Raw genomic sequence first — 12,319 nt, 5'->3', positions numbered from 1 at the left:
CTCCTTTAGTTAATTTTAATCTACTTTTACAATCCAACCTTCTGGCGCTTTAATATCGCCAAACTGAATTCCTGTCAATTCATCATAGAGTTTACGAGTCACAGGACCTACTTCTGTTTCACTATAGAACACATGGAAATCATTACCGTGTTGAATACCTCCAATTGGAGAAATAACCGCTGCGGTACCGCAAGCACCTGCCTCTACAAAACGGTCAAGGTTATCAATTGGGACATCCCCCTCAATAGGAGTTAAGCCCAAGCGATGTTCTGCCAAATAAAGCAAAGAATACTTGGTAATAGATGGCAAGATAGATGGACTCAACGGCGTTACAAACTCATTATCAGCTGTAATTCCAAAGAAGTTAGCTGATCCGACTTCTTCAATCTTTGTATGAGTTGATGGGTCTAGATAGATAACATCTGAGAAATGACGTGACTTGGCTATTTTTCCTGGCAAGAGACTGGCAGCATAGTTTCCACCAACCTTAGCCGCACCTGTACCATTTGGCGCTGCACGGTCGTATTCATCCTGAATCAAGAAGTTGGTTGGGACCAAACCACCTTTAAAGTAATTTCCAACTGGCATAGCAAAGATGGTGAAAATATACTCTTCTGCTGGTTTTACCCCGATAATATCTCCGACTCCAATCAAAAGAGGGCGAAGATATAAGGTTCCACCTGTTCCGTATGGAGGTACATATTCTTCATTCGCACGAACAACTGCCTTACAAGCTTCTACAAACATGTCTGTCGGAACTTGTGGCATCAAGAGACGGTCACATGTCCGTTGCAGACGTTTGGCATTTTCATCAGGACGGAACAGTTGAATACTGCCATCCTTAGTACGATAAGCTTTTAAACCTTCGAATGCTTGTTGACCATAGTGAAGACTTGGAGAAGACTCTGAAATATGCAAGGTTGCATCTTCAGTCAACTCTCCTTGATCCCATTGTCCATTTTTAAAATGAGCAATATAGCGATAAGGTAATTTCATATAGGAAAAACCGAGATTTTCCCAATCAATCGTTACTGTCATATTCCACTCCTTATTCTAAAAACCTATTTCTTTTATTCTACACTATTTTTCTAAAATAGCAAGTATATTTTGTAATTTTCAGAAAATTTCTTCAATAAAAAAGAACCAGCTCTTAGAACTGATTCTTCATTTCACTTATTTAGCTTCAGTAAATACTTCTTTAAGATAAGCGTCAAAAACTTCTTCATCTGAAATCGTGTCAGAAATGAAGCTTCCGTTACTAGTCCGCTCTGACAGGTTCAAGTCTTGCAATCTGCTTTCATAGATTGTCCCTTTATTGGATTGAACAAGCAGCGTTTGGTCTTTCTCTTTCACTTCTGTATTGAAGAGATCACCAACAAGTCCTTGTTCTGCAACTGCTCCTGCTAAGAAGACACGATGCGGTTTGTTTTTCAACTCACGCAAGACTTGTAAGCCTCGTTTGGCACGGCTGGTTGCTGGAATGTCCTCACAAGAGACACGTTTCAAGCTTCCACGTTGGGTCAAGAGGTAGAAGGATGAGGTATTACAGATAAAGGCGGATTGGACGACATCATCTTCTTTCAAGTTCATAGCCTTGACACCCGCAGCCTTGGCACCGACAACCGGAACCTCTTCGATATTGAAACGAAGGGCATAGCCATTTTGGCTAATCAAGAGAACATCATCTAGTTTGATTGGAGCAACTGCTACAATCTGGTCTGTATCATCTTTGAGCTTAGCATACTTGACTGACTTGGACTTGTAGGTCCGCCATGGAGTGAACTCTTTGCGTTCTACACGCTTGATTTGACCGAGACGAGTTGCAGCAAAGTAGGTTGTCGCATCATCAAACTCATCTACCACTTCTGCATAAAGGATTTCTTCGTTCGTTTCGAAGTTTGTAATAGTCTGGCTCAAATGCTCACCGATATCCTTCCAGCGAATATCTGCCAATTCATGGATTGGTCGATAAATGATATTTCCAAGAGTAGTGAACATCAAAAGATGCTGGGTTGTTTTAGTAGATTGTACAAAAATCAAACGGTCATCATCACGTTTACCAATTTCTTCTAAGGTGGAAGCCGCAAAAGAACGTGGGCTGGTACGTTTGATATAGCCTGCCTTCGTCACGCTGACGTAAGTATCTTCTTCAGCGATAAGGCTAGCAGTATCAATCTCAATCACTTTTGCTGTATCTTCTAACGAACTTAAACGCGAAGTTGCAAACTTCTTCTTAACCTCACGAAGTTCTTTCTTCATAAGATTATACATAGTACGTTCATCACCGATAATCGCCGCCAGCATAGCAATTTTTTCACGAAGTTCTGCTTCCTCTTTCTGCAAGACAACCACATCGGTATTGGTCAAACGGTACAGTTGCAAGGTTACGATAGCCTCAGCCTGCTCTTCAGTAAAATCATAACTGACCTTGAGGTTTTCCTTGGCGTCAGCCTTATTCTCAGAAGCGCGGATAAGGGCAATGACTTCATCTAAGATAGAGATGACACGAATCAAACCTTCCACGATATGGAGGCGTTTTTCAGCCTTTTCTTTATCAAAGCGAGAACGTGCTAAGATGACTTCACGACGGTGGGCGATATAGCTAGACAAGATTGGGACAATTCCAACCTGACGAGGTGTGAAATTGTCAATCGCCACCATGTTAAAGTTGTAGTTGATTTGTAGGTCGGTGTACTTAAGTAGATAGTTTAGAACCAGCTCGGTATTGGCGTCTTTCTTAAGTTCGATCGCAATGCGAAGACCATCACGGTCAGACTCATCCCGAACCTCAGCAATACCTGCCACTTTGTTATTGACACGAACATCATCAATTTTCTTGACTAGATTAGCCTTGTTGGTTTCATAAGGAATCTCAGTGATAACGATTTGTTCCTTACCACCTTTTAGCTTTTCAATCTCAGTCTTGGAACGGACAACCACGCGCCCCTTACCAGTTTTATAAGCCTTTTTGATCTCATCACGGCCTTGGATAATCCCTCCAGTCGGGAAGTCTGGGCCAGGCAAGAATTCCATGAGCTTTTCCACCTTGGCAGTCGGATGATCAATCATATAGACTGTGGCATCGATAACTTCGGCCAGATTATGCGGAGGAATATCTGTGGCATAACCAGCCGAAATACCAGTCGAGCCATTGACCAAGAGGTTTGGAAATGCTGCTGGCAGGACTGTCGGCTCTTTCTCGGTATCGTCAAAGTTCCAAGCAAAGGGAACTGTTTTTTTTTCGATATCTTGAAGAAGGTAACCGGCAATCTCAGACAATCGTGCCTCCGTATAACGCATTGCCGCAGGCGGATCACCATCCATAGAACCATTGTTACCGTGCATTTCAACTAGAATCTCACGATTTTTCCAGTCCTGAGACATACGGACCATGGCATCATAGATGGAACTGTCACCGTGTGGGTGGAAATTCCCCATGATATTCCCGACAGACTTGGCCGACTTACGGTAGCTCTTGTCAAAGGTATTGCCATCCTTATTCATCGAATAAAGAATACGACGCTGAACCGGCTTTAATCCATCACGAATGTCTGGCAAAGCCCGGTCTTGAATAATGTATTTGGAGTAGCGACCAAAGCGCTCTCCCATAATGTCCTCCAGAGACATATTTTGAATGTTAGACATAGGATACTAAGCCCGTAAAATGCAAAGTGAAAATAGGAAATTCTTGCAGTGAACGATGCTCGCAAGAGAATTTATCTTTTTTACACAGCATTGAGGGCGTGTTCAACTCCTTTCAAAGAATGTAGAGTATGTAATGATAAAAGGATGTAGAAAGGATTAGTCCCATTTTTCAGTTACTATAAGTAACCAAACTACCCTTTCTGTAGTTTAAAGTACTTAAAATTTATTAATTCGGTTAGTATTAAGGAAATTTCACATAGCATTTAGGGCGTGTTCAACCCCTTTCGAAGAATGGAGGTAAATACTATGGAAAAAGAAAAAATATAGAGTAAGTGAGTTTCACCCAATTCCTGTATCGTCATTTCCACTTGAAGTGTCTACTTCACAAATCCTCGTTTATACTTGATATGACTGGCGATATTGCTATCTACATCTTTCCTATCCCAAAGTTGGAGTTCCCATGGGTAGTAAAAATTACTTTTATTTTTAAAATAGATATGAATACCGACATAGCCATCTTTATCACGTAAATACCAGTTTTTTAGTCCGTAAATCTCTTGCCAATCATCTAATTTATCCATGACTTGAGCTATCTCTTTGGAACTTAAAATCATACGAGCACCAAAAATATCATTAAGAATAGAATTCACAGGATAGCCCTCTTGACGCTCAGAAAAACGTGTAATTTTATCTAAAATAGACTCAGAAGTTTTGACACGATAAACATAGGCAATATCTTGGACATCCGCTTTCATCAGATAGTCATTAATTGACTCATGTAAATTCAGACGGTAGGCCAAAATCGCTTTAGTCGGAACTTTTGAAAAGGTATGCTTGAGATTGATTTTTTCCACCTTACCCGTTTCAAAATAATCTTTAGAATATTCTAGATGAATACGATTAATCTCTGTAATGAGGCGTTCCACTTTTTCAATCATGAGTCTTCTCCTCTCGCTTTTTCATTTTTCTAGTTATTCCCAAACTTCTTCACTCTTTCCTCCACGTACTCAAGAATCTTCTCAGCCACTTCCTTATCGTAGTCAAACCCCATTTTTTGTGCAAGAGATTGAGCTTCTTGATGGAAAAGTTGCATTGTAGCAAACAAAGACTGAGTGATTCTCCCTATACTTGAAAAATCAAGGAGAGAAGAGAATTCCTCCCCATTCTCTATAGGTAAATACTGGAAAAGATACTTGTAATTTTTACCGATGTCAACTACTCCTCTATCACTTGCTACTTGCCAAGCTAAGACTTTTAGTAGCTCTTGCTGACAAATCCCATAAAGATGGTCGGTCGCGTAGATGAGCTGATTCCGACAAATCCCTTTGACAACGTAGGCAGACACCCACCAAAACTCATTGCAGACTTTTTCAAAATCTGTCTGACTAGCTGGATTCGTCCAGTAGCGCCTCGGACTAGGCGGATAAGATTCAAACAAACCTTTATCATCTTTCAAAACTGTATAATCAGCCTCACTATCCACCCACTCTTGAATTTGTTGTTTTGGACAGAGGGTTAGATCAATTCGATTTCTATCTTCAAAGAGCATGAGGTAGAGACGGCGATGTCCAAGAGTAACCTCTTGCTCAATGAGGCGTTTACCGAACTGGTCCAGCCAAGAAAAGTCATTCGTCAGATTATCTAAGTCGTCTACAACATAAACTACATCATAATCTTGAAATTCATCTTGTGGTGCTTGTGAATTTGTCCGTGAACCAGACATAGCGATGGCCTCGACTTGAAGCGTTTTTGCGGTTTGAAAAATTAAATCAAGTATTTCGGGTTCTGTTCTCATGTTTATCATTTCTTTGTTTATTATAAAAATGAATAAGGGATCTGATAGTAAAATTAAATATTGTCTATAATGTAGGATTTAAAATGTTTTGATAATTCCCACTTTTAAAGAGTTGACTGATAATAATCTAATTTACTGACTTAAATTAATCCTTGTGACCGTCGCCATTCATCATAGGATTCGATATCAGTATTTACCATTTTCATACACAATCCCATTACAGCCATATCATCAAAGTAGCCTGCTAACGGAATAAAATCTGGAATAATGTCAATTGGGGAAAGGAAATAAATAAGTGCACTTAAAACGGCTAAAATAGTTCCATAAGGAACCGTTGTGTATTTCCTTTGAACATAATGTTTCACTAAGGAAATCATGACTGGAATCATCGAAAATTTCTTTCCAACAAATGGCATATCGTTAATTTTTTGCTCCAAACGATACAAAAAATTATCTAATTCATCTTTATCATTTAATAAAGCTTCAGATTGCCCATATCCACTTTCAAGAGCTTCTTTTACTTGATCTTCAGACAGATTATTTGACATTGTTGTTCTCCTTTTTGGATCTTTTAAAATACTGTTGCTTCTTCCAGCGTAAACTTGACATTGTCCTCAATCCACTTACGTCGTGGTTCGACTTTATCTCCCATGAGGACATTGACGCGGCGTTCCGCGCGAGCTAGGTCTTCGATTGTGACACGGATGAGGGTACGCGTTTCTGGGTTCATGGTTGTTTCCCAGAGCTGGTCCGCATTCATCTCACCAAGCCCCTTGTAGCGTTGAAGGGTGGCCCCCTTGCTAAACTGCTTGCGGAGTTCTTCTAATTCTCCGTCCGTCCAAGCGTAAGCCACTTCTTCTTTCTTGCCTTTTCCTTTGGACATCTTGTAAAGAGGCGGAAGGGCGATGTAGACATGACCTGCCTCGACTAGAGGACGCATGTAGCGATAAAAGAAGGTTAAGAGAAGTGTTTGGATGTGGGCACCGTCGGTATCCGCATCGGTCATGATAATGATCTTATCATAGTTAGCATCTTCAAGGGAGAAGTCTGCTCCAACACCCGCGCCAATAGTATAAATCATAGTATTGATTTCCTCATTTTTGAGGATATCTGCCATCTTAGCCTTGGCTGTATTGATGACCTTACCACGAAGAGGCAAAATAGCCTGGAACTTACGATCACGTCCTTGTTTGGCAGATCCACCGGCAGAGTCCCCCTCGACCAGGTAGAGTTCATTCTTAGCTGGATTTTTAGACTGGGCTGGGGTCAATTTCCCAGACAACAAGCCCTTGTCTTTTTTGTTTTTCTTGCCATTTCGGCTCTCATCACGCGCTTTACGTGCTGCTTCGCGAGCATCACGGGCCTTGATAGCCTTGCGGATGAGGTTCGAAGCCAATTCTCCGTTTTCCATTAGGAAGAAAGTCAACTTATCAGTCACAATTCCATCCACAACTGGGCGAGCTAGTGGACTTCCTAGTTTGTCCTTGGTCTGGCCCTCAAACTGCAAATGTTCTTCAGGAACTAGAATAGAGAGGACAGCCGCTAGCCCCTCACGATAGTCTGATCCTTCAAGATTTTTATCTTTTTCCTTGAGAAGCCCCGTCTTGCGCGCATAGTCATTCATAACTTTGGTGATAGCAGACTTAAGTCCCGTCTCATGCGTCCCACCATCTTTAGTACGTACGTTATTGACAAAAGACAAGATATTATCTGAAAATCCATCATTGTACTGGAGGGCCACTTCCACTTGGAAACCATTGTCTTCACCTTCAAAGTATAGAACTGGCGTCAAGGTTTCCTTGTCTTCGTTTAGATAAGAAACAAAGTCCTGTACCCCGTTCTCATAATGGAACTCGATTGCTTCATCTGTTCGCTTATCTGTCAAAGACAAGGTCACATTTTTCAAGAGAAATGCTGATTCATTAAGACGCTCTGAGATGGTATTGTATTTAAAATCTGTCGTAGAAAAGATCGTCGCATCAGGCATGAAGGTCACCTTGGTACCTGTCTTAGACTTAGGCGCTGTACCGATTTTCTTCAAGGTCGTGACAGGCTTGCCCCCATTTTCAAAACGTTGCCTGTAGATTGCACCACCACGGGTGATTTCAACTTCTAGCCAGCTAGAAAGGGCATTAACAACGGAAGAACCCACCCCGTGAAGTCCACCTGATGTCTTGTATCCTCCTTGACCAAATTTCCCTCCGGCGTGAAGAATGGTAAAGATAACCTCAACTGTTGGGATTCCCATAGCGTGCATACCTGTCGGCATCCCACGTCCATGGTCTTGAACCGTTAGACTACCGTCTTTATTGATAGTTACATCGATACGATCACCAAACCCAGACAAGGCTTCATCGACTGCATTATCAACGATTTCCCAGACTAGGTGGTGGAGACCAGCACCATCGGTCGATCCGATATACATCCCTGGACGTTTTCGGACCGCATCCAACCCTTCTAGCACCTGAATGGCGTCATCATTATAATTGTTAATATTGATTTCCTTTTTTGACACAAGGAACCTCCTATTCATTCATCTTTACTATTCTACAGGTTTTCCAAGGATTTTGCAAAATTTTTCTTTCTCAGGTGTGATAATTTCAGAAGAGATTCTCTGCCTTTCTTCTCCATTTCATGATATAATAGGAGTATGATTACAATAGTTTTATTAATCCTAGCCTATCTGCTGGGTTCGATTCCGTCTGGTCTCTGGATTGGACAAGTATTCTTTCAAATCAATCTGCGCGAGCATGGTTCTGGAAATACTGGAACAACTAATACCTTCCGCATTTTAGGTAAGAAAGCGGGCATGGCAACCTTTGTCATTGACTTTTTTAAAGGAACCCTAGCAACGCTTCTTCCGATTATGTTTCATCTGCAAGGCGTTTCGCCTCTCATCTTTGGACTTTTGGCTGTCATTGGACATACCTTCCCTATCTTTGCAGGATTTAAAGGGGGCAAGGCTGTCGCAACTAGTGCTGGAGTGGTTTTCGGATTTGCCCCTGTTTTCTGCCTCTATCTAGCGATTGTTTTCTTTGGAACTCTTTATCTTGGTAGTATGATTTCACTGTCTAGTGTCACAGCATCTATCGCAGCCGTTATCGGGGTTCTATTCCTTCCACTTTTTGGTTTTATCCTAAACAGCTATGATCCTCTCTTTATTTTGATTATCCTAGCACTTGCTAGCTTGATTATCATTCGCCATAAGGACAATATCGCTCGTATCAAAAATAAAACTGAAAATTTGGTCCCTTGGGGGTTAAACCTAACCCATCAACATCCTAAAAAATAAAACGCCAGTTCTGTACTGACGTTTTTTTGTATGCTTATTTTGATTTGATGTAGTTGATACCGTCTGCCTTAGGCGCAACTGCTTTTCCAAAGAAGGCTGCCAAGACAAGAATGGTCAAAACATAAGGAGCGATTTGAAGATAAACCGTAGGCACTCCTTGTAGGAACGGCAATTGAGACCCAATAACAGCCAAACTTTGTGAAAGTCCAAAGAAGAGGCTAGATAGCATGGCTCCGATTGGATTCCATTTTCCGAAGATCATCGCAGCAAGGGCGATAAATCCAGGACCAACAATAGTTGTCACTGAGAAGTTAACTGAAATAGATTGAGCATAAATCGCTCCGCCAATTCCACCTAGGAAACCTGAAATAATAACTCCTAAATATCTCATCTTGTAAACATTGATTCCCAAGGTATCCGCCGCTTGAGGGTGTTCACCGACAGAGCGAAGACGAAGACCAAAGCGAGTCTTAAAGAGAATAAACCAAGCAAGAAATGAGAAGGCAATGGCCAGATAACCAAGTAGACTAGTTGACTTGAAGAAGATATCACCGATTACTGGAATATTTGCCAAGACTGGGAAATCAAAGCGTCCAAAAGTCTGACTTAGGTTGTCAGTTTGTCCTTTGTTATAAAGTACTTTCACCAAGAAAACAGCCAAGGCCGGCGCCATCAAGTTCAATACCGTACCGCTGACAACATGGTCTGCACGGAAATGAATCGTCGCTACTGCGTGGATGATAGAGAAGAGGCCTCCAATCAATCCTGCAACTAGCAAGGATAGCCATGGAGTTGCTGCTCCAAATTGTTCTGCAAATTCAAGGTTAAAGACAACTCCAGAAAAGGCCCCCATAACCATAATTCCTTCAAGGCCGACGTTTACCACACCACCACGTTCAGAGAAAACACCACCGATACTTGTAAAGATGAGGGGTGCTGAGTAAATCAGCATAGAAGACACCAAGAGGGTGAGCAAGGTTGTAATAGACATCTTTACTTACCTCCTTTAACTTGTTTTTTCGGTTTGACAAAGCGTTCGATAAGGTAATGAACACTGACAAAGAAGATAATAGACGCTGTTACAATACTGACAAGCTCAGACGGTACCTGTGCCGCATTCATACCAGGAGCTCCAACTTGGAGAACACCAAATAGGAAGGCTGCAAAGAGAATACCAATTGGTGAATTGGCCGCAAGCAGACTAACCGCCATCCCGTTAAATCCGATAGCTAATGACGCTCCCTGGACATAAACGTTCTGGAAGGTTCCCAGACCTTCAACAGCTCCACCAAGACCTGCCAAGGCACCTGAGATAATCATTGAGAGGATAATTGTTCGTTTGGCAGAAATACCAGCGTATTCTGATGCGTGAGGATTAAGACCAACTGCACGGATTTCAAAACCAAGGGTTGTTTTCTTGAGCATGAACCAAATAACTGCAACGGCAATGAGAGCAAAGAAAATACCGATATTCATCCGCGAATTACCAGTCAACTCAGACAACCAAGGTGTCTGATAGGTTGCATTAGCCCCAACACGAATGGTCGAATCTGTACTTTGCATGAAGTCTTTAGGGAAAGCATGGATAAAAGCATTTCCCACATACAATACAATGTAGTTCATCATGATGGTTACGATAACCTCTGACGTCCCTAGATAGGCTCTCAGAATACCTGGAATCGCACCGACAATCCCACCTGCAATCAAGGCAATCCCGATGGTTGCTAGAATCATCAAGGGACGGGGCATATCTGGATGCGACAGGGCAAACCAACCACTGAGAATCCAACCTGCCAAAGCCTGACCAGGAAGCCCCACGTTAAAGAAACCAGCGCGACTGGCAACGGCAAAACCAAGACCAATCAAAATTAGAGGTCCCATAGCACGGAAGATTTCCCCAATCCCGCGTAGACTACCAAAGGCTGTATAGAACAATTCTTCGTAGCCCCAAATAGCGTCATAACCAAAGATCCACATGACAATGGCTCCAAGTAAAATTCCTAGGAAGACAGAAATCAAGGGAACCGAAATTTGTTGTAATTTTTTAGACATCACTCTTCTCCTTTCCCAAGTTTCCACCAGCCATCAAGACACCAAGTTCTTGTTTATTGGTTGTTTCTGGTGATACAATACCTTGAATCTTACCATCATGGATAACAGCAATACGGTCTGAGACGTTTAAAATCTCATCCAACTCAAAGCTGACAACAAGGACAGCCTTCCCATTATCACGCTCTTCAATCAAGCGTTTGTGGATATATTCAATGGCACCGACATCCAACCCACGAGTTGGCTGGCTGACGATAAGGAGATCAGGATCACGATCAATTTCACGAGCAATAATTGCTTTTTGTTGATTTCCTCCTGAGAGTGCAGCTGCAGGAACAAATTCACTGGCAGCACGAACATCAAATTCTTCCATTAGCTTTTTAGCATAAGAAGTAATATTTGAATAGTTCAAAATTCCATTTTTACTATGTGGTTCTTTGTAGTAGGTTTGAAGGGCAATATTTTCAGAAATCATCATTTCCAAAATCAAGCCATCACGGTGACGGTCTTCTGGAACGTGCCCAACACTCAACTCTGTAATCTGACGTGGGTGCAAGCCTACAATTGAATCTCCTTTTAGCTCAATACTACCAGATTCAACCTTGCGAAGACCTGTAATAGCTTGAATCAGTTCAGACTGACCATTTCCATCAATTCCCGCAATCCCAACAATCTCTCCAGCACGAACATCCAAGGACAGATTTTTCACAGCTGGGACACCGCGGTTTTCATTGACCACCAAGTCTTTAATAGACAAGACCACTTCTTTTGGTTGAGAAGCTTGCTTCTCTGTTTTAAAGGAAACAGAGCGTCCCACCATCATTTCTGCCAAATCAGCATTGGTAGCTCCTGCAATTTCGACTGTTTCAATTGATTTCCCACGACGGATAACTGTAACGCGGTCAGAAACTGCGCGAATCTCGTCCAACTTGTGGGTAATCAAGATAATTGATTTTCCTTCTTTGACAAGATTTTTCAAAATAGCCATCAACTCATCAATTTCTGATGGAGTCAAGACAGCCGTTGGTTCATCAAAGATAAGGATATCAGCCCCCCGATAAAGGGTTTTTAAAATTTCTACACGTTGTTGGGCTCCAACTGAGATATCTGCTACCTTGGCAGAAGGGTCAACAGCTAAGCCATAACGTTCAGAAAGAGCCTTGATTTCTTTGCTAGCTCCAGCGATATCTAATACACCATTTTTAGTTAATTCACTACCTAAAATAATGTTTTCAGCCACTGTAAAGGCTTCTACCAACATAAAGTGCTGGTGAACCATTCCGATTCCCAAGCTAGCTGCTTTAGATGGTGAATCGAGGTTGACAACTTGACCGTTGACCACAATTTCACCACTGGTTGGTTCAAGAAGCCCTGCTAACATGTTCATGAGCGTGGACTTTCCAGCCCCATTTTCTCCTAAAAGTGCATGAATTTCACCTTTTCGTAGGTGCAAGTTGATTTTGTCGTTGGCAACAAATTCACCAAACACCTTAGTAATATCACGCATCTCAATGACATTTTCGTGTGCCATGTGCTCT

Annotated in this window: 10 protein-coding genes; 1 reads left to right on the top strand and 9 read right to left on the bottom strand. The window is 41.9% G+C overall.

Annotation, left to right across the window (positions count from 1 at the left end; genetic code table 11):
- Positions 1-15: 15 nt before the first annotated feature.
- From UKS_RS04145 to parE, 6 genes are all read right to left on the bottom strand, one after another.
- Entirely contained in the window at positions 16-1,038 is a 1,023-nt protein-coding gene (locus tag UKS_RS04145; RefSeq protein ID WP_156011919.1) for a branched-chain amino acid aminotransferase, read from the bottom strand.
- A 135-nt stretch (positions 1,039-1,173) separates the two neighbouring features.
- Positions 1,174-3,645 (bottom strand): DNA topoisomerase IV subunit A, encoded by a 2,472-nt coding sequence (gene parC, locus UKS_RS04140; protein ID WP_156011918.1) that lies wholly within the window; start codon positions 3,643-3,645, stop codon positions 1,174-1,176.
- Between the two features lie 377 nt (positions 3,646-4,022).
- Complete coding sequence (locus tag UKS_RS04135) at positions 4,023-4,583, bottom strand: GTP pyrophosphokinase (RefSeq protein ID WP_117304780.1); 561 nt, start codon at positions 4,581-4,583, stop codon at positions 4,023-4,025.
- Between the two features lie 29 nt (positions 4,584-4,612).
- Complete coding sequence (locus tag UKS_RS04130) at positions 4,613-5,440, bottom strand: aminoglycoside 6-adenylyltransferase (protein ID WP_156011917.1); 828 nt, start codon at positions 5,438-5,440, stop codon at positions 4,613-4,615.
- 140 nt (positions 5,441-5,580) lie between these two features.
- The gene (locus tag UKS_RS04125; protein WP_117304783.1) at positions 5,581-5,988 is read right to left on the bottom strand and encodes a YkvA family protein; all 408 of its coding nucleotides are present in this window, start codon (positions 5,986-5,988) and stop codon (positions 5,581-5,583) included.
- A 23-nt stretch (positions 5,989-6,011) separates the two neighbouring features.
- Complete coding sequence (gene parE / locus UKS_RS04120; protein WP_156011916.1) at positions 6,012-7,955, bottom strand: DNA topoisomerase IV subunit B; 1,944 nt, start codon at positions 7,953-7,955, stop codon at positions 6,012-6,014.
- A 135-nt stretch (positions 7,956-8,090) separates the two neighbouring features.
- On the opposite strand from parE, the gene plsY reads away from it, so the two are divergent.
- Positions 8,091-8,732, top strand: coding sequence for a glycerol-3-phosphate 1-O-acyltransferase PlsY (plsY, locus tag UKS_RS04115; RefSeq protein WP_156011915.1), 642 nt, complete (start codon positions 8,091-8,093; stop codon positions 8,730-8,732).
- A gap of 34 nt (positions 8,733-8,766) precedes the next feature.
- On the opposite strand, the gene UKS_RS04110 is transcribed toward plsY, so the two are convergent.
- The 3 genes from UKS_RS04110 to UKS_RS04100 are packed head-to-tail and all read right to left on the bottom strand — an operon-like array spanning position 8,767 to position 12,312.
- Positions 8,767-9,723 (bottom strand): ABC transporter permease, encoded by a 957-nt coding sequence (locus UKS_RS04110; RefSeq protein WP_156011914.1) that lies wholly within the window; start codon positions 9,721-9,723, stop codon positions 8,767-8,769.
- A gap of 2 nt (positions 9,724-9,725) precedes the next feature.
- On the bottom strand, positions 9,726-10,784 hold the full coding sequence (locus tag UKS_RS04105) for an ABC transporter permease (RefSeq protein WP_156011913.1): 1,059 nt from the start codon (positions 10,782-10,784) through the stop codon (positions 9,726-9,728).
- Positions 10,777-12,312 carry an ABC transporter ATP-binding protein gene (locus UKS_RS04100; RefSeq protein ID WP_004261507.1) on the bottom strand — a complete coding sequence of 512 codons (1,536 nt, stop codon included), beginning with the start codon at positions 12,310-12,312 and terminating at the stop codon, positions 10,777-10,779. Before UKS_RS04100 ends, UKS_RS04105 begins: the two co-directional genes overlap by 8 nt.
- Positions 12,313-12,319: the final 7 nt, after the last annotated feature.

This window comes from Streptococcus sp. 116-D4 (assembly GCF_009731465.1).
Taxonomy (GTDB): Bacteria; Bacillota; Bacilli; order Lactobacillales; family Streptococcaceae; genus Streptococcus; species Streptococcus pseudopneumoniae_E.
The sequence above is the reverse complement of the archived record's forward strand: the minus strand, read 5'-3'. Positions and strand labels throughout refer to the sequence as shown.